The 21,097-nt window shown below is 71.8% G+C and carries 18 protein-coding genes; 7 read left to right on the top strand and 11 right to left on the bottom strand.

Annotated elements, in window-relative coordinates; all coding sequences use genetic code 11:
- Positions 1-5: 5 nt before the first annotated feature.
- Genes NH2_RS15715 through clpS form a run of 3 tightly spaced genes read right to left on the bottom strand, consistent with a single transcriptional unit; the run spans position 6 to position 1,974 of the window.
- Positions 6-1,034 (bottom strand): P1 family peptidase, encoded by a 1,029-nt coding sequence (locus NH2_RS15715; RefSeq protein ID WP_067654229.1) that lies wholly within the window; start codon positions 1,032-1,034, stop codon positions 6-8.
- Positions 1,031-1,600 (bottom strand): oxidative stress transcriptional regulator AosR, encoded by a 570-nt coding sequence (gene aosR, locus NH2_RS15710; RefSeq protein ID WP_067654227.1) that lies wholly within the window; start codon positions 1,598-1,600, stop codon positions 1,031-1,033. The genes NH2_RS15715 and aosR overlap by 4 nt, the downstream gene beginning before the upstream one ends.
- 20 nt (positions 1,601-1,620) lie before the next feature.
- The gene (gene clpS / locus NH2_RS15705) at positions 1,621-1,974 is read right to left on the bottom strand and encodes an ATP-dependent Clp protease adapter ClpS (protein WP_084505582.1); all 354 of its coding nucleotides are present in this window, start codon (positions 1,972-1,974) and stop codon (positions 1,621-1,623) included.
- Between the two features lie 156 nt (positions 1,975-2,130).
- On the opposite strand from clpS, the gene NH2_RS15700 reads away from it, so the two are divergent.
- The 3 genes from NH2_RS15700 to NH2_RS15690 are packed head-to-tail and all read left to right on the top strand — an operon-like array spanning position 2,131 to position 6,125.
- Positions 2,131-3,444: a nicotinate phosphoribosyltransferase gene (locus NH2_RS15700; RefSeq protein WP_067654225.1), complete on the top strand. Its 1,314-nt coding sequence runs from the start codon at positions 2,131-2,133 to the stop codon at positions 3,442-3,444.
- 4 nt (positions 3,445-3,448) lie between these two features.
- Entirely contained in the window at positions 3,449-4,030 is a 582-nt protein-coding gene (locus NH2_RS15695) for an isochorismatase family protein (protein ID WP_067654223.1), read from the top strand.
- 46 nt (positions 4,031-4,076) lie between these two features.
- Positions 4,077-6,125 (top strand): ATP-dependent DNA helicase, encoded by a 2,049-nt coding sequence (locus NH2_RS15690; protein WP_067655644.1) that lies wholly within the window; start codon positions 4,077-4,079, stop codon positions 6,123-6,125.
- 18 nt (positions 6,126-6,143) lie between these two features.
- On the opposite strand, the gene NH2_RS15685 is transcribed toward NH2_RS15690, so the two are convergent.
- From NH2_RS15685 to glgP, 3 genes are all read right to left on the bottom strand, one after another.
- Positions 6,144-6,686 (bottom strand): DoxX family protein, encoded by a 543-nt coding sequence (locus tag NH2_RS15685; protein WP_067654221.1) that lies wholly within the window; start codon positions 6,684-6,686, stop codon positions 6,144-6,146.
- Positions 6,687-6,828: 142 nt separating this feature from the next.
- Positions 6,829-8,433 (bottom strand): NCS2 family permease, encoded by a 1,605-nt coding sequence (locus NH2_RS15680; RefSeq protein WP_281202038.1) that lies wholly within the window; start codon positions 8,431-8,433, stop codon positions 6,829-6,831.
- Between the two features lie 50 nt (positions 8,434-8,483).
- Positions 8,484-11,057, bottom strand: a complete 2,574-nt coding sequence (gene glgP, locus NH2_RS15675; protein WP_067654219.1) for an alpha-glucan family phosphorylase — start codon at positions 11,055-11,057, stop codon at positions 8,484-8,486.
- 145 nt (positions 11,058-11,202) lie between these two features.
- On the opposite strand from glgP, the gene NH2_RS15670 reads away from it, so the two are divergent.
- Together NH2_RS15670 and glgB are read left to right on the top strand one after the other, a co-directional pair.
- Positions 11,203-13,206 (top strand): alpha-1,4-glucan--maltose-1-phosphate maltosyltransferase, encoded by a 2,004-nt coding sequence (locus NH2_RS15670; protein ID WP_067654217.1) that lies wholly within the window; start codon positions 11,203-11,205, stop codon positions 13,204-13,206.
- The gene (glgB, locus tag NH2_RS15665) at positions 13,203-15,359 is read left to right on the top strand and encodes a 1,4-alpha-glucan branching protein GlgB (protein WP_067654215.1); all 2,157 of its coding nucleotides are present in this window, start codon (positions 13,203-13,205) and stop codon (positions 15,357-15,359) included. The genes NH2_RS15670 and glgB overlap by 4 nt, the downstream gene beginning before the upstream one ends.
- 327 nt (positions 15,360-15,686) lie before the next feature.
- Here glgB and NH2_RS15660 read toward each other — a convergent pair whose 3' ends face one another.
- The 3 genes from NH2_RS15660 to NH2_RS15650 all read right to left on the bottom strand — a co-directional run bounded on the left by NH2_RS15660 (position 15,687) and on the right by NH2_RS15650 (position 18,271).
- Positions 15,687-16,544: a tetratricopeptide repeat protein gene (locus NH2_RS15660; protein WP_067654213.1), complete on the bottom strand. Its 858-nt coding sequence runs from the start codon at positions 16,542-16,544 to the stop codon at positions 15,687-15,689.
- A gap of 90 nt (positions 16,545-16,634) precedes the next feature.
- Positions 16,635-17,024 (bottom strand): DUF3817 domain-containing protein, encoded by a 390-nt coding sequence (locus tag NH2_RS15655; protein WP_067655639.1) that lies wholly within the window; start codon positions 17,022-17,024, stop codon positions 16,635-16,637.
- A 59-nt stretch (positions 17,025-17,083) separates the two neighbouring features.
- Positions 17,084-18,271 (bottom strand): acetyl-CoA C-acetyltransferase, encoded by a 1,188-nt coding sequence (locus tag NH2_RS15650; protein ID WP_067654211.1) that lies wholly within the window; start codon positions 18,269-18,271, stop codon positions 17,084-17,086.
- A 93-nt stretch (positions 18,272-18,364) separates the two neighbouring features.
- On the opposite strand from NH2_RS15650, the gene mce reads away from it, so the two are divergent.
- Together mce and NH2_RS15640 are read left to right on the top strand one after the other, a co-directional pair.
- Positions 18,365-18,850, top strand: coding sequence for a methylmalonyl-CoA epimerase (gene mce, locus NH2_RS15645; RefSeq protein ID WP_067654209.1), 486 nt, complete (start codon positions 18,365-18,367; stop codon positions 18,848-18,850).
- Positions 18,851-18,936: 86 nt separating this feature from the next.
- Positions 18,937-19,941 carry a hypothetical protein gene (locus tag NH2_RS15640; RefSeq protein WP_067654206.1) on the top strand — a complete coding sequence of 335 codons (1,005 nt, stop codon included), beginning with the start codon at positions 18,937-18,939 and terminating at the stop codon, positions 19,939-19,941.
- A 90-nt stretch (positions 19,942-20,031) separates the two neighbouring features.
- Here the strand turns inward: NH2_RS15640 and NH2_RS15635 are convergent, their stop codons facing one another.
- A complete protein-coding gene (locus tag NH2_RS15635) occupies positions 20,032-20,328 on the bottom strand; it encodes an Rv1322 family protein (protein WP_067654205.1) in 297 nt (98 codons plus the stop codon).
- 23 nt (positions 20,329-20,351) lie between these two features.
- On the bottom strand, positions 20,352-21,044 hold the full coding sequence (gene nucS, locus NH2_RS15630; protein WP_067654203.1) for an endonuclease NucS: 693 nt from the start codon (positions 21,042-21,044) through the stop codon (positions 20,352-20,354).
- Positions 21,045-21,097: the final 53 nt, after the last annotated feature.

Below are 21,097 nucleotides of genomic sequence, written 5' to 3'. Positions count from 1 at the left end.
CCCGATCAGCCGCCGAACAGCTCGCTGTACGAGGGGATTCCGGTGATCGGACGGGCGGAGACCACCGCGTCCACGATGGCCCGCTCCACGCAGACCGCGGCCGCGGTGCAGACCGCGTCGAGCAGCCCGAGGTTCGCGGGGAAATAGGGCGGCGGCAGCGGGCCGGGCGGCGGCGCGGCGGTGCCGGTGGCGAGTGCGAAGAAGGTGTCGCCGTCCAGCGGCGAGTGTGCCGGGCGCACCGCGCGGGCCAGGCCGTCGTGCGCGGTGGTCGCCATCCGGCGGCAGCCGGCGGGGTCGAGCGGGGCGTCGGTGGCGACCACGCCGATGGTGGTGTTGAGCACCGTGCCCTTGACCGGGAGCGCATTGGCCGCGGCGAGCTGCTCGGGGGTCGGTATGCGCAGCCCGAGCGCGGCGGCGCCGTCGGTGCCCGCGCCCCACGGCAGCCCGGTGCGCGGGTCGAAGACCGACCCCACCGGGTTCGCCACCACCAGCGCGGCGACCGTGATCCCGATATCGAGCAGGATCGACGCGGTGCCGATCCCGCCCTTGAGCGCGCCCGCGCGCGCCCCGGCCCCGGCGCCGACGGAGCCGCGCTCGAACTCCCGGCCCGCGGCCGCGGCCGCGCGATAGCCGAACTCGGCGGTGGGACGGACGGCCCAGTCGCCCACCGGCAGGTCGAAGATGACGGCGCCGGGCACGATCGGCACCACCCGGGCCGGGTCGAGCGGGTCGAGCGGGATGCCCTCGCCCGCCTCCTCGCAGAACCGCATCACCCCGTCGGCGGCGGCGAGCCCGTAGGCGCTGCCGCCGGTGAGCAGCACGGCGTTGGCCCTGCGCACCGAGTTGGCCGGGTCGAGCAGGTCGGTCTCCCTGGTGCCGGGGCCGCCGCCGCGGACGTCGACCGCGGCCACCGCGCCGCCGGGCACCCGGACCACCGTGCAGCCGGTGGCGGCGCCGGAGCCGAGCGTGGCGTCCTGGTCGAGTTCGTGGTGGTGCCCGACGAGCACACCGGGCACGTCGGTCAGCCCGGTCACGGGGCGAGCGCCGAGAGCAGCGAGTCCTGCATCCAGGTGAGCCAGTGGTAGACGTCGAGGTGCGGCGCGCGCGGGTCGCCCGGCTCCAGCTCCTCGGGGGTCTCGGCGTCGATCTCCAGCACCGTGCCGAGCGCGAGCCGCACGTCGTTGAGCGCCGTGAGCCAGGCATCGGCCTGCTCCGGCGAGAGCGTCACCTTGCCGCCGTCGGCGGGCACCGTGCGCAGCACCACCGCGCCGGCCGCCACCTTGGTCTCGATGATGTCGGGCTCGTGCAGGCTGCGCAGCGCGTCGTTCAGCCCGGCCCGGTCGGCGTCCGGCGAGCCGGGCTCGGCGCGGTGGAAATCGGGGAGCAGCCGGAGCAGCTGCGGGTCGGTGGGCGGGGTCGAGTTACCGGTCCGCATCCCGGTGAGCGCGGCCAGCTCGTCGTCGGGGCCGGAGTTCGCGCGCTCGGTGAGCAGCCCGCACACCGCCCCGACCAGCGATCGCAGTACCGCGGCCTCCCTGCCGTCCATCTCGGAACGCAGTTTCAGGCCGCCCAGCGAATTCTTCCGGCTCCACTTACGCACGATGCCTACGGTAGCCGCACTCACTCGTCGCGCTGCATGGTCGCCCACAGCCCGGCGGCGTGCAGCCGCTGGACGTCGTGCTCCATCTTGTCCCGCGGGCCGGAGGTGACCACGGCCCTGCCCTCGTTGTGCACCTGCAGCATGAGCTCGGTCGCCTTGGCTTTGCTGTAGCCGAAGAGCTTCTGGAAAATATAGGTGACGTAGTGCATGAGGTTGACCGGATCGTCCCAGACCACGGTGACCCAGGGCCGGTCGACGGCCTCCAGGATCTCGCTGTGCTCGATGGCTTCGGGTGTCGCCGACGGTGTCGCGTGCGCGACGACGGCAACGGCCGCCGCGAGATCGCCGGCATCGACTCGGTCGAACTGGGCCATGCGTCCAGGGTACGACGGCAGGACGAGAACACAACCATCCGAGGGGCGGAGAATCACGGCTTTTCCGGCTCCGCGCCCGCCGTTCCGGCCCGATCCGGCGCCCGCGGGCCTATCATGCTCCCCGATTCCCCGCCGCGCGCTGTCTAGAGTGGCCACGTGGAGACCATCGACGGGCGGGCCGGCACCGCGCTGCTGACCGACCAGTACGAGCTGACCATGCTGGCCGCCGCGCTCGCCGACGGCTCGGCGCACCGCCGCTGCACCTTCGAGGTGTTCGCCAGGAGATTGCCGAATGGCAGGCGGTACGGCGTGGTCGCCGGCACCGGCCGGATGCTGGAGGCGCTCACCCGATTCCGCTTCGGCCCGGCCGAACTCGAGGTCGCGGCGCGCTTCCTGGACGACCGGACGCTGGAGTGGTTGCGCGAGTACCGCTTCGGCGGCGACATCGACGGCTACGCCGAGGGCGACCTGTACTTCCCGAACTCCCCGGTGCTCTCGGTGCGCGGCAGCTTCGCCGAGTGCGTGATCCTGGAGACGCTCATCCTCTCCGTCTACAACCACGACTGCGCCATCGCCTCCGCCGCCGCCCGCATGGTGAGCGCGGCGGCCGGACGCCGGATGATCGAGATGGGCTCGCGCCGCACCCACGAGCTCGCCGCCCCGGCCAGCTCGCGCGCCGCCTACCTGGCCGGCTTCGACGCCACCTCGAACCTGGAGGCGGTGCGGCGCTACGGCGTCCCCGGCGCAGGCACCAGCGCGCACGCCTTCACCCTGCTGCACAGCGGCAGCGACGGCGCGCACGAGGCGGAGGCGTTCCGCAGCCAGGTGCGGGCGCTCGGCGTCGGCACCACGCTGCTGGTCGACACCTTCGACATCACGCAGGGCGTCGCCACCGCCGTCGAGGTGGCCGGGGTCGAGCTCGGCGGCGTCCGGATCGACTCCGGCGATCTCGGGGTGCTGGCCAGGCAGGTCCGCGACCAGCTGGACGGGCTCGGCGCCACCCGCACCCGGATCGTGGTCTCCGGCGACCTGGACGAGTACGCCATCGCCGCGCTGCGCGCCGAGCCGGTCGACGTCTACGGCGTCGGCACCTCGCTGGTGGTCGGCTCCGGCGCGCCCACCGCGGGCATGGTCTACAAACTGGTCGAGGTGGAGGGGGTGCCGGTGGCCAAGCGGAGCAGCCACAAGGAGTCGCGGGGCGGGACCAAGAGCGCGATCCGGCTGGCCAGGGCCAGCGGCACCATCGTGGAGGAGGTCGTCTTCCCGGCCGGCTCCACGCCCGCGACCGGCGAGTTCACCGCGCGCGAGCTGCACGTGCCGCTGGTGCGGGGCGGCGAGGTGACCCCGGAGCAGCCCAGCCTGGCGGAGAGCCGCGACCTGGTGGCGCGCGGGCTGGTGAGCCTGCCGTGGGAGGGGCTCAAGCTCTCCGCGGGCGAACCGGCGGTACCGACCACCTTCGCGGCAGAATAGAACCATGGCGCGTGCGTTGATCGTGGTAGATGTGCAGAACGACTTCTGCGAGGGCGGGTCGCTCGCGGTCACCGGCGGGGCCGCGGTGGCGAGCCGGATCAGCGACTATCTGCTGACCGCCGGTTCCGGGCAGGACACCGGCTACGCGGCGGTGGTCGCCACCCGCGATCACCACATCGATCCGGGTGACCACTTCTCCGACAACCCCGATTACGTGAACAGCTGGCCCCCGCACTGCCGGGTCGGCACGCCGGGCGCCGATTTCCACCCGAACTTCACCGCCGATGTCGACGAGGTGTTCAGCAAGGGCGAGTACGCCGCGGCCTACTCCGGGTTCGAGGGGGCGGCCGAGGACGGCTCCTCGCTCTCGGAGTGGTTGCGGGCGCGCGACATCGACGCGGTCGACGTGGTCGGCATCGCCACCGACCACTGCGTCCGGGCGACGGCGCTGGACGCGCGCGCGGCAGGGTTCTCGACCAGGGTGCTGCTCGCGCTCACCGCCGGGGTCGCACCGGAGAGCACCACCGTCGCCATGGAGCGCATGCGCGCCGCCGGCGTGGAATTCGACGGCGAACTGGGGCACTGACCCCGCTTGCCCGAGCGTGTCGGCGCAGCGCAGTAGGCTGCTGCGCGTGCCCGAACTGCCGCCGGTCCCGGAACTGCTCTCCACCGCCGTCCGCGCGCTCGGCGGCACCGAGCGGACCGGGCAGGTCACCATGGCCTCGGCGGTCGCGCACGCCATCGACACCGGCGAGCACCTGGCCGTGCAGGCGGGCACCGGCACCGGAAAATCGCTGGCCTACCTGGTCCCCGGCCTGCGGCACGCGGTCCGCACCGGCCGCACCGTCGTGGTCTCTACCGCGACCATCGCACTGCAGCGCCAGCTGGTCGACCGTGACCTGCCGCGCTTGGCCGAGGCGCTGGCGAAGCCGCTCGGCCGCACCGCGCGCTTCGCGATCCTCAAGGGCCGCAACAACTACCTGTGCCTGAACAAGATGAACAGCGCCGTCCCGGAGGACCCGGGCGAGGCCGAGCTCTTCGACGCCTTCGCCGTCTCCCGGCTCGGCCGCGAGGTGCAGCGCCTCACCACCTGGGCATCGGATACCGAGACCGGCGACCGCGACGAACTCACCCCCGGCGTGAGCGACCGCGCCTGGCGGCAGGTCAGCGTCTCCTCCAGGGAGTGCCTCGGCAAGTCGCGCTGCCCGTTCGGCCAGGACTGCTTCGCCGAGAAGGCGCGCACCGACTCCGCGCAGTCCGACGTCGTCGTCACCAACCACGCGCTGCTCGCCATCGACGCCATCAGCGGCATCCAGATCCTGCCCGAGCACGATGTGGTGATCATCGACGAGGCGCACGAGCTGGTCGACCGGGTCACCGGCGTCGCCACCGCCGAACTGGCCCCCGCCACCGTCACCGCCGCCGCCAAGCGCTGCGTCAAGCTGGTCGACGAGCGGGAGCTCGATCACCTCGAGGAGGCGGGCGAGGCCTGGCACGAAGTACTCGACGAGCTGCCCGCCGCCCGCTGGGAGCGGCTGCCCGACAGCGCCGCCCCCGTCCTCGCGCTGATCCGCGACGCCGCCTGGAACGTGCGCACCGCGCTCTCCCCGCCCGGCGGCAGCACCGCGCAGGGCAGCGACCCGGAGGCGGCCGCCGCGCGCAACCAGGCGCTGGTCGCGGTGGAGGAGGTGCACGACAGCGCGGTGCGCGCGCTCTCCGCCTTCGACGAGCCCGATCCGGCCGCCCGCCGCGACGTCATCTGGCTCGCCGCCGACGAGATCCGCGGCACCGCGCGGCGCACGCTGCGAATGGCGCCGCTCTCGGTGGGCGGGCTGCTGCGCAGCAGGCTCTTCGGCGCCGCCACCGTGGTGCTCACTTCGGCGACGCTGCAGATCGGCGGCTCCTTCGACGGCCTCGCCATCACCTGGGGGCTGCCCGCCCAGTCCGCCAACCGGCCCGACACCGGCACCGCCAACGGCGCGCAGGCCCCGTCCGACGCCGAGACCGTGCGCTGGTCGTCGCTGGATGTCGGCTCGCCGTTCGACCACGCCCGCTCCGGCATCCTCTACGTCGCCAAGCACCTGCCTCCGCCCGGCCGGGACGGCATGTCCCCCGCGGTGCTCGACGAGATCGAGCGGCTCGTCCGCGCCGCGGGTGGCCGCACCCTCGGCCTCTTCTCCTCCATGCGCGCGGCCCGCGCCGCCACCGAGGCCATGCGCGAGCGGCTCGACACCCCCGTGCTCTGCCAGGGCGACGACGCCACCGGCGCGCTGGTCAAGGCGTTTGCCGAGGACGCGGCGACCTCGCTCTTCGGCACGCTCTCGCTCTGGCAGGGCGTCGACGTGCCCGGCCCGTCGCTGAGCCTGGTCCTGCTGGACCGGATTCCCTTCCCGCGCCCCGACGATCCGCTGCTCACCGCGCGGCAGCGGGCGGTGGAGTCGCGCGGCGGCAACGGCTTCATGACGGTCGCCGCCAACCACGCGGCGCTGCTGCTCGCCCAGGGCACGGGCAGGCTGCTGCGCAGCGTGGACGACCGCGGCGTCATCGCGATCCTGGACTCCCGGATCGCCACCGCCCGCTACGGCGGGTACCTGCGCGCCTCGCTCCCGCCCTACTGGGAGACCGCGGACCCGCAGGTGGTAGCCGAGGCGCTGCAGCGGCTCACCGCCGCGGCGTCCTAGCCGCAGCGCGGGTCGGCCTCAGAAAGCGGCCTTGACCAGCAGGGTCAGCACCGCCGCCAGCACCGCGATCCCGACCGCGGCCGCGCCGACCGCGATGCCCGTGCGGTTCCACGGCCGCCCGTGGTCGAGCGCGAACCGGCCGGGGCCGGTGAACGCCAGCCCGGCGGCGACCGCCGCGTAGAGCAGCGGCAGCTCGTACCCGCCGTTCCCGAAGACACCCCCGTCCCAGTGCACCGCGATGACATTGATCATGGTGCCGAGCACCGCGGCGGCGCCGAGCGGCGTCAGCAGGCCGAGGATCAGCAGCAGGCCGCCGCCGAACTCGCTGAGCCCGGCGAGTGTGCCGAAGAAGACGCCGGGGTTGTACCCCATGCGGTCGAAGCCGTCGGCGGTGGCACTCAGGCCGCTGCCGCCGAACCAGCCGAAGAGTTTCTGCGCGCCGTGGCCCGCGATGAGCGCGCCCGCGACGACACGCAGGACCAGCAGGCCGATATCGGCGCCGCGGTCGGTCGAGGAAGCAGCTGTGGGAGCGGTACGGGCGCGAGAGGTCGTGGTGGTCATGGGTTCCTCGTTCCGGGGAGTCGGACGTGATCGAGCCACCCGCCGGGCAACACCGACCGCACGGGCACCTCGGGGATAACCGGACTACGGTCCGTTGAACTTCCCCGATATGCCGAATTCGATCCCGGCTGTCCGATTCGGCCTATTCGGCCAGGAAGAAGAAGTAGCCGAGGAAGACCACCATGAGCACCCACATGACCGGGTGCACATCCCGGATCCGGCCTCGCGCCACCATGACGATCGGGTAGAAGAGCATGCCCATGGCGAGCCCGTTGGCGATCGAGTAGCTCAGCGGCATGAGCACGATCGTCAGGAAGGCGGGGATGGCGTACTCGAGGTTCCCCCACTCGATCTCGCCGAGCGAGCGCGCCATGAGCACCCCGACCACGATGAGCGCCGGCGCCGTGACCTCCCCGGCCGAGGCCACCACCGCGAAGATCGGGTAGCAGAACATGGCGAGCAGGAACCAGCCCGCCGTGGTCACCGCGGTGAGCCCGGTCCGGCCGCCCGCCGAGACGCCCGCGGTCGATTCCACGTACGCGGTGGTGGTCGAGGTGCCGATGACGGCACCCGCGGTGGTGCCGACCGAGTCGGCGGCCAGCGCACTGGCGGCGCGCGGCAGCTTGCCCTGCTCGTCCAGCAGCCCGGCCTGCTTGGCGACGCCGATGAGGGTGCCGGAGGCGTCGAAGAAGTCGACGAAGAGCATGGTCAGCACCACGACGATCATCTGCCCGGTGAAGGCGTCGGGCAGGTGCACGATGGCCTGGCCGAAGGTCTGGTCCAGGCCGCGGGGCAGCGCCGCGACGCCGTCCGGCAGCTCCACCAGGCCGGTGAGCATGCCGAGCACCGTGGTCGAGACGATGCCGATGAGCACCGCGCCGTGCTTGCCGAGCACCAGGAAGATCACGGTCACGACCAGCCCGAAGAAGGCGAGCAGGGTGCGGCCGTCGGTCAGGTCGCCGAGCTTGACGAAGGTGGCCTCGCTGGCGATCACGAAGCCCGCGTTCTTCAGCCCGATGAAGGCGATGAAGAGCCCGATTCCCGCGCCGACCGCGAGTTTCAGCTGCATGGGAATGGAGTCCAGGATGCGCTCGCGGACCTTGGTCACCGCGAGCACGAAGAAGATGACGCCGGAGAGCAGCGTGCCGGAGAGCGCGGTCTGCCACGGGATGCCCATGCTCTGCACCACCGTGAACGCGAAGAACGCGTTCAACCCCATGCCGGGGGCGAGCGCGATCGGGTAGCGCGCCCACACCCCCATGACCAGGGTGCCGAAGACGGCGGCGACCGCGGTCGCGGTGAAGACCGCCTGGGTCGGGATGCCGAGCGCGCCGAGCGGGCCCTCGTCGCCCAGGATCGACGGATTCACCGCGAGGATGTAGGACATGGCGAGGAAGGTGACGGTGCCCGCCATGATCTCGCGGCGGTAGGTGGAGCCGAGCGCCGTCACCTGGAAGTACGCGTCCAGTTTGCCGCGCGGGGCGGCGGGGGCGGCGGGGGCGGCGGGGGACGGCGCCGGTTCGTCACCGGTCCAGCCCAGCCCCTGCTCGCCCGCGTCGGGACCGGCCTTGTCCGTGATCGTCCGGCCGCTGGTCCCGGCTGCGGCGCCGGGAGCGCCGGCATCCGCCGACCGCGCGCCGTCCGGGTCGCGAACCGCCCCCCGCCCACCCTCTGCGGGGGTATCCGGGCCGGTGGAACCCGGAACCTCCGGCTCTGGATCGTGCCGATTCTCGGAATCGCTACCCATGGGACTCTCCGTCCTCGTGAACCATCCGCTCCAGGGTTTGTACCCCGAGATCACGCGTTGGGCGCGGTGACCAATCCGAGTTCGCCGTCCGAGGCGAGCAGCTCGTGGTGCGGCAGCACCCGCACCGTGTACCCGACCGCACCCGAGAGCGGCACCGGCGTCTCCACCGTGAACAGCTCGAGCCCGTTGTCGGAGCCGGCGTGCGCCATCGGCACCGCGGTGACGTCGGAGAGCTCGTCGGCGGCCGAGACCCGCCCGAACACCGCCTGCACCGCGACGTCCCCCACCCCGAGCCCGGCCAGGTCGACCCGCGCCGTGAGCGAGAGCGGCGCCCCGATCACCGGCGTATCCGGCAGCCCCGCGCTGTCCACCTGCACCACCTTCACCCCGGGCCACGCCTGCTCGACCCGCCGCCGGTACTCGGCCAGCGCCCGCGCCCCGGCGAACCCGTCCGCCGCGACCCGCCCGAAGGAGTCCGCCGCCGGACCGTAGTAGGTCACCGCGTAATCCCGCACCATGCGCGAGGCCAGCACCTTCGGCCCCAGCGTCTGCAGCGTGTGCCGCACCATCTCGACCCAGCGCGCGGGCAGTCCGGCGGCATCCCGGTCGTAGAAGCGCGGCGCGACCGTCCGCTCGAAGAGGTCGTAGAGCGCCGCTGCCTCCAGGTCGTCGCGCCGGTGCTCGTCGGCGACCCCGTCCGCGCTCGGAATGGCCCAGCCGTTCTCGCCGTCGTACATCTCGTCCCACCACCCGTCCCGGATGGAGAGGTTGAGCCCGCCGTTCAGCGCGGATTTCATCCCCGACGTCCCGCACGCCTCCAGCGGCCGCAGCGGATTGTTCAGCCAGACGTCGCAGCCCCAGTACAGGTGCCGCGCCATGGACATGTCGTAGTCCGGCAGGAAGACGATCCGGTGCCGCACCTCCGCCTCGTCGGCGAACCGCACCACCTGCTGGATCAGCGCCTTCCCGCCGTCGTCGGCCGGGTGGCTCTTGCCCGCGACCACCAGCTGCACCGGCCGCTCCGGGTCCAGCAGCAGCGCACGCAGCCGCTCCGGATCGCGCAGCATGAGGGTGAGCCGCTTGTAGGTCGGGACCCGGCGGGCGAACCCGACGGTCAGCACCCCCGGATCGAAGACCTCGTCCACCCAGCCCAGCTCGGCCGGGGCGGCGCCGCGCTCCAGCCAGGAGGCGCGCACCCGGCGCCGCACCTCGGCGACCAGCCCCGCGCGCAGCGTGTTCCTGGTCGCCCAGAGCTCACCCGGGTCGACATCGCGCAGCCGCTCCCAGCCCCGCGACTCCTGCACGAACTCCGCGCCGATCAGCTCGCGCGCCTTCTCCAGCCACTCGCGCGCGGCCCAGGTGGGCGCGTGCACGCCATTGGTGATCGAGCCGATCGGCACCTCGGCCGGGTCGAAGCCGGGCCAGAGCCCCGCGAACATCTCCCGGCTCACCTCGCCGTGCAGCTTCGAGACGCCGTTCGCGCGCTGCGCCAGCCGCAACCCCATGTGCGCCATATTGAACACCGCCGGGTCGTTCTCCCGGCCGAGCGCCAGAATCCGATCCACCGCCAGCCCAGGCAGCAGCGCCGACTCCGCCTCGCCGTGCGCGCCGCCGAAGTAGCGCCGCACCAGCTCGGCCGGGAAGCGGTCGATGCCCGCGGGCACCGGGGTGTGCGTGGTGAACACCGTCCCCGCCCGCACCGCTGTCAGCGCGCTGTCGAAATCCATTCCGCCGGCGACGTATTCGCGAATCCGTTCGACCCCGAGGAACCCCGCGTGCCCCTCGTTCATGTGGAAGACGTCCGGGTCGGGCAGCCCCGTGGCCCGGGTGTAGGCGCGCACCGCGCGCACCCCGCCGATCCCGGCCAGGATCTCCTGCTTGATCCGGTGGTCCTGGTCGCCGCCGTACAGCCGGTCGGTGACCGCGCGCAGCTCCGGGTCGTTCTCCGCGATATCGGAGTCGAGCAGCAGCAGCGGCACCCGGCCGACCTGCGCCACCCAGACCCGCGCCCGCAGCACCCGCTGGTCCGGCACCGCGACATGGATCAGCACCGGCGACCCGTCGCTGGTCAGCAAGCGCAGCGGCAACCCCTGCGGGTCAAGCGCCGGATAGTGCTCCAGCTGCCAGCCGTCCGCCGAGAGCGATTGCCTGAAGTACCCGCTGCGGTACAGCAGCCCCACCCCGATCAGCGGCAAGCCCAGGTCGGAGGCGGCCTTGAGGTGGTCACCCGCCAGGATCCCGAGCCCACCGGAGTAGTTCGGCAGCACCTCGGTGATGCCGAACTCCATCGAGAAGTACGCGATCCCGCGCACCCCGTCGCCCTCGGTATTGCGCTGGAACCAGGCGGGCCGCTCGAGATACGCACGCAGATCGCCCGCGGCCGCGTCGACCCGGCGGACGTACTCCGCGTCGGCCGCCAGCTCGTCCAGCCGCGCCGGCGAGACCTCGCCGAGCATGCGCACCGGATCGTGCCCGAGCTCAGCCCAGCGCTCCCGATCCAGCTCGGCGAAGAGATCCTGCGTTGGCCAGTGCCAGGACCACCGCAGGTTGGTGGAGAGCTCCCCCAGCGCCGCCAGGCGCTCGGGCAGATGGGCACGGACGGTGAATCGACGCAATGCCTTCACCCGCGGAACCCTACACGGATCAAGGGGAATCGACAGGACGTGCGCGAAGCGCTCAGGGCACTGCTGACATGGCGATTTCCGGAATCGACCCGAGCGCTGCGCGCGTACCCGGTGACCACGCCACCCACCCGGTAGGTTGGTCCGCGTGACCGGCCGCATCGCCATCGACGACACCGCCCCATCAATCCCCGGCAACCGCCCCGCGAAAGCCGCCGTCGGCGAGGTCTTCCCGGTCCGCGCGGTCGTCTGGCGCGAGGGGCACGACGCTGTCGCCGCCACGCTCACGGTGCGCGCGCCGGGTTCGTCCCGCGCGGTGCGCAGCCGGATGACCCCCGACCTGGAGCCGGACGTCTTCAACGGCGCCTTCATCCCGAATACCCCCGGCATCTGGACCTTCCGGATCGAGGGCTGGAGCGACCCCGTCGCCACCTGGCGCTCGGCGGTCGAGAAGAAACTCGCCGTCGGCCAGACCGCCGCCGACCTCGCCAACGACCTGGAGATCGGCGCCCGCCTCTTCGACCGCGCCGCGCAAGCCGTTCCGAAGAAGCAGTTCGAGAAGCTGCGCGCGGTGGCCACCGCCCTGCGCTCGGACGCCCAGCTACCCGCCAGGGTCGCCCCCGCCTTCGCCACCGATATCGGCGAGATCCTGCGCGCCACCCCGCTGCGCGAACTCGTCACCCGCGGCCCGCAGCACACCGTGCACGTGGAGCGCAGGCGCGCGCTCTACGGCTCCTGGTACGAGTTCTTCCCCCGCTCCACCGGCGGCCGGGACGCCGACGGCAACCCGGTGCACGGCACCTTCAAGACCGCGGCCAAGGAACTGCAGCGGATCGCCGCCATGGGCTTCGACGTGGTCTACCTGCCGCCGGTGCACCCGATCGGCGAGGTCAACCGCAAGGGCCCGAACAACTCGCTGATCGCCGAGCCCGGCGACGTCGGCTCGCCGTGGGCCATCGGCTCGGCGGCGGGCGGCCACGACGCGCTGCACCCCGAACTCGGCACCGTCCGCGATTTCAAGGCGTTCGTCGCCGCGGCCACCAAGCTCGGCCTCGAGGTCGCGCTCGACCTCGCGCTGCAGTGCGCCCCCGACCACCCGTGGGTCGCCGCGCACCCGGAGTGGTTCACCACGCTCCCGGACGGCACCATCGCCTTCGCCGAGAACCCGCCGAAGAAGTACCAGGACATCTACCCGATCGACTTCGACAACGACCCGGACGGCCTCTACGCCGAGATCCTGCGCGTGGTCCGGCACTGGATCGCGCTCGGCGTCCGGATCTTCCGGGTCGACAACCCGCACACCAAGCCCGCCGACTTCTGGGAGTGGCTGATCGCCACGGTCCGCGCCGACGACCCGGACGTGATCTTCCTCTCCGAGGCCTTCACCCGCCCGGCCCGGCTCTACGGCCTGGCCCGGCGCGGCTTCAGCCAGTCCTACACCTACTTCACCTGGCGGGTCGCCAAGTGGGAGCTCACCCAGTTCGGCGAGGAGCTGGCCGCCAAGGCCGACGAGGCCAGGCCCAACCTCTTCGTCAACACCCCCGACATCCTGCACGAATCGCTCCAGCACGGCGGGCCGGGGATGTTCGCCATCCGCGCGGTGCTCGCCGCCACGCTGGCCCCCAGCTGGGGCGTCTACTCCGGCTTCGAGCTCTTCGAGCACGAGGCGGTGCGCCACGGCAGCGAGGAGTACCTGGACTCGGAGAAGTACCAGCTGCGCCCCCGCGACTTCGCCGGCGCACTGGCCCGCGGCGAATCCCTGCAACCCTGGCTGACCAGGCTGAACGAGATCCGCCGCGGGCACCCCGCGTTTCAACAGCTGCGCTCCGTGCACTTCCACCACGTGGACAACGACGCGCTCATCGCCTACTCCAAGTTCGACCCGGCCACCGGCGACGCGGTGCTCGTGGTGGTGAACCTGAACCCGTTCGGCGCCGAGCAGGGGCTGGTCTCGCTGGACCTGCCCGCCATCGGCCGGGAGTGGCACGATCGCCCGGTGGTGGTCGACGAGGTCACCGGCGCGGAGTACCACTGGGGCCAGACCAACTACGTGCGGCTGGACCCGCCGCAGGCGGTCGCGCACATCCTCGCGCTGCCCTCGGTGCCGCAGCGGCTGCGCCCGCAGCTCGCCCAGCGCCGGACGCTGCGATGAAGCGCCGCGATCTGATGCTGCTGGCCGCGGGCACGCACCACGACCCGCACACCGTCCTCGGCGCGCACGCCCATGCCGACGGCACCGTGGTCCGGGTGCTGCGCCCGCACGCCGAGCGCGTCGCCATCCGGGTCGGCGGCACCGACCATCCGCTGGAATCGCTCGGTCACGGCGTCTTCGCCGCGGTGCTCCCCTACCCGCGGCTCGACGACTACCGCGTGCTCGCCACCTACCAGGGTGGCCAGACCGTGCTGAGCGCCGACGGCTACCACTTCCTGCCCACCCTCGGCGACCTCGACCTGCACCTGATCAACGAGGGCAGGCACGAGCGGCTCTGGGACGTGCTCGGCGCGCACCCGCGCCGCTACACCACGCTGGACGGCGAGGTCACCGGCACCTCGTTCGCGGTGTGGGCGCCGAACGCGCGCGGCGTCACCGTGATCGGCGACTTCGACAGCTGGAGCGGGAACAGCGCGCCCATGCGCGCGCTCGGCGCGTCCGGGGTCTGGGAACTCTTCGTCCCCGGCGTCGGGCCGGGGACCAGGTACAAGTACCGGGTGCACGGCGCCGACGGCCGCACCGTCGACCACGCCGACCCGCTCGCCTTCGCCACCGAGCCGCCGCCCGCCACCGCCTCCGTGGTCGCGACGAGCAGCTACACCTGGCAGGACGCGGCCTGGATCGCGGCCCGCGCCACCGCGGAGCCGACCGCCGCGCCGATGAGCGTCTACGAGGTGCACCTCGGCTCCTGGCGGCCGGGGCTCGGCTACCGCGAGCTCGCCGACCAGCTCGCCGAGTACGTCGCGGACGCCGGGTTCACGCACGTGGAGCTGCTGCCGGTGGCGGAGCATCCGTTCGGCGGTTCCTGGGGCTACCAGGTCACCTCCTACTACGCGCCGACGGCGCGCTTCGGCAGCCCCGACGATTTCCGCGCCTTCGTCGACCGGCTGCACGCGGCAGGCATCGGCGTCCTGCTGGACTGGGTGCCCGCGCACTTCCCGCGCGACGAGTGGGCGCTGGCCCGCTTCGACGGCGCCCCGCTCTACGAGCACCCCGACCCGCGCCGCGGCGAGCAGCTCGACTGGGGCACCTACGTCTTCGACTACGGCCGCAACGAGGTGCGCAACTTCCTGGTCGCCAATGCGCTGTACTGGGTCGAGGAGTTCCACATCGACGGCCTGCGGGTGGACGCCGTCGCCTCCATGCTCTACCTGGACTACTCGCGCGGCGCCGGGCAGTGGGAGCCGAATATCCACGGCGGCCGGGAGAACCTGGAGGCCGTCGACTTCCTGCAGGAGCTCAATGCCACGCTGCACCGCGCGCACCCGGGGGTGGTCACGATCGCGGAGGAGTCGACGGCGTGGCCGGGGGTCACCCGCGGCACCGAGGTCGGCGGGCTCGGCTTCACGATGAAGTGGAACATGGGGTGGATGCACGACACCCTCGGCTACCTGGGGCGCGACCCGATCCACCGCTCCTGGCACCACAACGAGGTCACCTTCTCGCTGGTGTACGCGTGGAGCGAGAACTACGTGCTGCCGATCAGCCACGACGAGGTGGTGCACGGCAAGGGCACGCTCTGGACCCGCATGCCCGGCGACGATTTCGCCAAGGCGGCGGGGGTGCGCGCCCTGCTCGCCTACATGTGGGCGCACCCGGGCAAGCAGCTGCTCTTCATGGGCCAGGACTTCGGGCAGTTCCGGGAGTGGTCGCACGAGCGCGGGCTGGACTGGGGTGAGCTGGCGAACCCGCTGCACGCCGGGATCCTCGGCGTGCTCCGCGACCTCAACGCCACCTACCGTTCGCGCCCCGCGCTCTGGAGTCAGGACACCGCGCCCGGCGGGTACTCCTGGATCGAGGCGGACGACAGTGCCTCGAACGTCCTGGCATTCCTTCGCTACGGATCCGACGGCTCCGTCGTGGCCTGCGTCTTCAACTTCTCCGGCTCCACGCACGGCTCGTACCGCGTCGGTCTCCCGCACACCGGCCGCTGGGCCGAGATCCTCAATACCGATGCCGCCGACTACGGAGGGTCGGGTGTCGGCAATCTCGGCGGGGTGACCGCCGAGCCGCACCCCTGGCACGGGCGTCCCGCCAGTGCCACGGTTGCCCTCGCCCCCAACACCGCCATCTGGCTCGCTCCGGAAAAGTAATTATTTCTCGGGGCCTGGCGGCCCCGAACCCCGCTCCGAGGGGCGAGCGCCACCCGCTCCTCGGCCCCGGCTCCGGCCGGCAGAAGGCCCGGTGGCCGCTATCGCCGCGCGGCCGGCACCCGCGGCCCGACGAGCGAGCGCGCCGACCGGCCCCTGCCCCGCAACGCGCCGACCGGGCCACCTGCCCCGCAGCGGGCGACCGGGCCACCTGCCCCGCAGCGGGCGGGCGGGCCATTCGCGTGCGCCGAGCGGGCCACCTACCCCGCGGAGCGGGGGCGGGTCCGGGCCCGCAGGGCCCGGGATCCCCCCGTCACCGTGACGGGACCGTCAGTACAGCGCGGCAGCGAGCTTCCGCCGCGCAGCGACGACGAACGGCTCCGCCTGATCGAACAACTCGAACAGCTCGAGCAGCCGAGTCCGCGCGGCAGTGCGATCATCACCCGCCGTCACCTTGACCGTGTTGATCAACCGCGCGAAAGCCGCCTCCGGCTGCTGATTGAACAGCTCGAAATCCGCCGCCTGCACAGCCGCCTCCACATTCGACGGATCGGCGTCGGCAACAGCGACGACATCCGGCGAGAGCCCCTGCGCCCGCCCGAGGAACCGCAACTGCCGCAGCGCCCCCTTGGCTTCATCGTTCTCCGGCTCGGCCGCGATGATCCCCTCGTACACCGCCTCGGCCCCGGCGAGATCCCCCCGCTCCAGCGCCTCCTCCGCCGCGACGAACCGCGGATCCTCGACCGGCTCCGCCTCCCCCGGCTCCCCGTTCCCCTCGAGCTTCCCCGCGACGGCATCGACGACCGCGGTCAACCACTGCCGCACCTGCGGCTCCGGCTGCACCCCCTCGAAATCGGCGAGCGGCTGCCCGGCCGCGATCGCGACCACGGTGGGGATCCCCTGCACCCGCAGCGCCTGCGCTATCCGCATATTGGCCTCGGCCTCGACGGCCGCGAGATCCCAGCTGCCCCCGCTCTCGGCGACGAGTTGCTCGAAGAGCCGCACCAGCTCCACGCTGCCCGGGCTGCGCTGCGAGTACAGCACCACCACCACCGGCACCTGCGTGGAGCGGCGCAGCACCTTCGTCTCGAAATCCGCTTCCCCGACGGCGTAGTCGCCCGCACCGCCGCCGCCCGACGCACCGGCCGGAGGCTGCTTGAGGCTGGACAGATCAACCGCCCCTGACATGGCAGCGGCAACGGCGGGCGAGGGACGACGACTGGCTGGTCTGGTCACGGATTCAGTTTGTCACGACCCCGCGGGTCGTCACCATCCGATCTACGAGGTGGCCCCGGCGAGCTGCTCGTCCTCGCGGGTGCCGGGCGCGCTCAGCTCGCCGAGCTGCCCGGTACGCACTGCCCAGACCTCGAACAGCACGGTGCAGAACGGCGGGATGCTGGAGATCAGCGCCAGCGCCGTCGTTTTCCGGCTCCAGCGCAGCTCGCGCGCGGCCAGCAGCGCGGAGAGCACGAACAGCACGAAGATCGCGCCGTGGATCGGGCCGAAGATCTTCACCCCGATCTCGCTGCCGTACGTCCCCGTGCCCGACAGTAGCCACGGAATCCACTTGAAGCCCATGCCGATGAGCAAGCCCAGCCAGGACAGCGCCTCCAGCACGGCGAAGAAGCGGAACCTACCGGCAACGCTGCGCAGGTCGAAGAAGTTCATGCCGACATTGTGCCGGATCAACTACAGCAAGTCGTAGTCGATCCGGTCACAACGGACAATCAGACCCGGACGATGAGCGCATCACCCTGGCCACCGCCACCGCACAGCGCGGCGGCGCCGACGCCGCCACCCCGCCGCTTCAGCTCCAGCACGAGGTGCAGCAGGATCCGTGCCCCCGACATCCCGAGCGGATGCCCGATCGCGATCGCGCCACCGTTGACATTCACCTTCGCCGGATCGATCCCCAGCTTCCGGGTGGAGGCGATCCCGACTGCCGCGAACGCCTCGTTGATCTCGATCAGATCCAGCTCCGCGGGGGCGATCCCCTCCCGCGCACACGCCTTGACGATGGCATCGGCCGGCTGGTCCTGCAGCGTCGAGTCCGGCCCGGCGACCACGCCGGATGCCCCGATCTCGGCCAGCCAGGAAAGCCCGAGCGCCTCCGCCTTGGCCTTGCTCATCACGACCACCGCGGCCGCGCCGTCGGAGATCTGCGAGGCGCTGCCCGCGGTGATGGTGCCGGTCTTACTGAACGCGGGCCGCAGCTTGGCCAGCGATTCCGCCGTGGTGTCGGCGCGAATGCCCTCGTCCTGACCGATCAGAATCGGGTCGCCCTTGCGCTGCGGCACCGCCACCGGCACCACCTCGTCGTCGAAGAGCCCGTTCTTCCAGGCCGCGGCGGCGCGCTGGTGCGAGGCGGCCGCGAAGGCGTCCTGCTCCTCGCGGCTCACGAAGCCGGCCTGGTCACCGGCGTTGCGCTGCTCGGTGAGCGCGCCCATCGCCTGGTCGGTGAAGATGTCGTAGAGGCCGTCGTAGGCCATGTGGTCACGCAGCGTGACGTCGCCGTACTTGAACCCCTCGCGGCTCTTCTCCAGCATGTGCGGCGCCCGGCTCATGGACTCCTGCCCGCCCGCGACCACGACTTCGAACTCCCCGGCCCGGATCAGCTGGTCGGCCTGCGCGATGGCATTGATGCCGGAGAGACAGACCTTGTTCAGGGTGAGCGCGGGCACGCTCATCGGGATGCCGCCCGCCACCGCGGCCTGCCTGGCCGGGATCTGTCCCGCCCCCGCGGTGAGCACCTGGCCCATGATCACGTACTCGACCAGCTCCGGCGCCACCCCGCCGCGCTCCAGCGCCGCCTCGATGGCGAAACCGCCGAGCTCCGAGCCGCTGAAATCCTTGAGGCCGCCGAGCAGCCGCCCGACCGGGGTGCGCGCACCGGAGACGATCACGGAAGTGGTCACGACGAGCCTCACATTCGTTGTCGAGTTTCGTACTCCACGGTAACCGGTACGGCCGCACCACCTGCCGGACGGTGCCGCGCTACCGTCGAGTACGTGAGCAACGTAACCGAACCCGCCACCACCTCCCCCGTGTTCGTCCCCGGCGACTACGTCGTCGCGGTGGACCACACCGGCATCGCCGTCCCCGATCTGGACACCGCCGTCGCCTGGTACGCCGAGCACCTCGGCATGATCGAGACGCACCGGGAGGTGAACGAGGCGCAGGGCGTGCACGAGGCGATGCTCTCGCTGCCGAACGCCCCCGCGGGCGCCACCGCCATCCAGCTGCTGGCTCCGCTGAACGAGAATTCGACCATCGCGAAGTTCATCGATCGCAACGGTCCCGGCTTGCAACAGCTGGCCTATCGCGTCACCGACATCGAGGCCGTGTCAACACATCTTCGCGATCGCGGCGTGCGTTTGCTGTACACCGAGCCGCGCGGCGGGACGGCGGGTTCCCGCATCAACTTCGTCCACCCGAAGGATGCCGGGGGTGTGCTGATCGAGTTGGTGCAGCCGAACGCAAATGTCACGAATTAGTATCGAAGGGCTGACCGGGAAAATCGGCGAAATCTCCTTCCCGGTCGAGTCACCATCAATCCCCAACACGCTGTAGTTTGTGTGCCATGTCGTCACCCGAGTCCGATCGCAATCGCTTCGTTGCGCTCCCCTTCACCGTTGTGCGCAAGGGTTATGCGCAAGACGAGGTGCGTAACTACTTCGACCGTTTCGATGCCGAGCTGCGCGTCACCGCCACCGACCGCGACGCGGCCGCCGCTCAGGCCCGCAACCTCGCAGCCCAGCTCGAGGATGCCAGGGACGAGATCGACGAGCTCCGCAAGGAGGTCGACCGTCTCTCGGTGCCGCCCACCACCGCCGAGGGCATGTCCGACCGGATCTCCCGGATGCTGCGGCTCGCCTCCGACGAGGCCTCCGAGGTCCGCGCCCTGGCGCAGGCCGAGGCGGCCGAGATGGTCTCCATCGCCGAGCAGCAGGCCACCGAGATGCGGGGCAAGTACGAGTCGCTGCTCTCCGAGACCAAGGAGAAGCGCGAGGCGCTGGAGATCGAGTACGAGCAGACGCTCGCCAACGCGCGCTCCGAGTCCGGCAAGATCATCGAGGCCGCGCAGGCCGAGTCCGATCGCATCGCCAAGGAGGCGGAGGCCAAGCGCAAGGCCGCGCAGCAGGACTTCGAGGTCACCATGGCGGAGCGGCGCACCAAGCTGACCCGCGCCATGGAGGAGCTGGAGGCCACCTCCCGCGCCGAGGCCGCGCAGCGGATCAAGGACGCCACGGACGAGGCCAACCGCCTCATCTCGTCGGCCACCCAGACCTCCGATCGCAAGATCGCGCACGCCAAGGAACTGGCCGAGGAGATGCGCGTGCTGCGCGGGCGGGTGCTCGCCCAGCTGCTCGGCATCCGCGGTCAGCTCGACTCGGTGCCCGCGATGCTCGCCGCGGTCAACCGGGAGAGCGAGCTGCTCGACGGCGCCCCGGAGCAGCAGCCCCGCAAGTCCATCGGCAATGGCGCCAAGCCGGTCGCGGGCACCCGCCCCAAGGCCATCCAGGAAGCCGCCGACGAGGACGACGATGTCGTCGAGGAGCGGGAGAACGCCAACGTCAGCAACTGACGTCGGGTCCGACGTGACGGCGACGATGTAATACCCGCGAAGGCCGTCCCAGCAGGGGCGGCCTTCGCGCTGGTATCGCCGGCACGAGCTTCACGACCACCGGCGGGTGATGCGCCGCGTCCCCCGCCCCTCCCAGCAGCCCCGGTGCCAGTGCCGCCGGTCGTCCTCCCCGCCGTAGGCGTTCCAGGCGACCACGTGCGCCACGCCCGGGGCTATTTCGTGGTCACACCCCGGGCAGCGGTACGGCTTGAGCGCGCGGCTGCCCGGAATGGTCCGCACGGTGTAGACCTCGTCCCCGTCCGGCCCCGGCTCGCTGCGCCCGAACACGTCGCCGAGCGGCCGCGGCGAATCCGTCGGACGGCCTGCACGAGCTTTCCTGCGGGACATGCCGCCCAGGGTAGCGGCCGAACTCAGAAGAGCCGGAACTCGTTGCTCTCCGTGCCGCGCAGGGCGTTGTAATCGAGGGTGAGGCAGCGGATCCCGCGGTCCTCCGCGAGCGTCCGCGCCTGCGGCTTGATCTGCTGCGCCGCGAACACCCCAGCGACCGGGGCGAGCAGCGGGTCGCGGTTCAGCAATTCGAGGTAGCGGGTGAGTTGCTCGACCCCGTCGATTTCACCGCGGCGCTTGATCTCCACCGCCACGGTCGACCCCGCGGCGTCCCGGCAGAGCAGGTCCACCGGCCCGATGGCGGTCATGTACTCGCGCCGCACCAGTGTGTAGCCGGTGCCGAGGGTCTGCACGTGCTCGGCGAGCAGCTCCTGCAGGTGCGCCTCCACGCCATCCTTCACCAGCCCCGGGTCGATGCCGAGGTCATAGGAGGAGTCGTGCTCGATCGCCTCGATGGTGATCCGGAGCTGCTCCCCGGCCTTGTTGGTGACCACCCAGAGCGCCTGTGCGCCCTCCGGGAACTCCGGGGTGTCCGTCCCCCGCTCCTCCACCCAGCAGGGCGGGCTCATCCAATTCAGCGGCTTGTACGAGCCACCGTCGGAGTGGACCAGCACCGAGCCGTCGGCTTTCATCATGAGGAGCCGGCGGGCCATCGGGAGGTGGGCGGTCAGCCGCCCCACGTAGTCGACCTGGCAACGGGCAATCACAAGGCGCACCGGGACGAGTGTAGATTATCGCCCCGGAAACGGCCGAAGGCCCCGACCATTCC

The organism is Nocardia harenae NBRC 108248, from assembly GCF_001612885.1.
GTDB classification, from domain to species: domain Bacteria; phylum Actinomycetota; class Actinomycetes; order Mycobacteriales; family Mycobacteriaceae; genus Nocardia; species Nocardia harenae.
The sequence above is the reverse complement of the archived record's forward strand: the minus strand, read 5'-3'. Positions and strand labels throughout refer to the sequence as shown.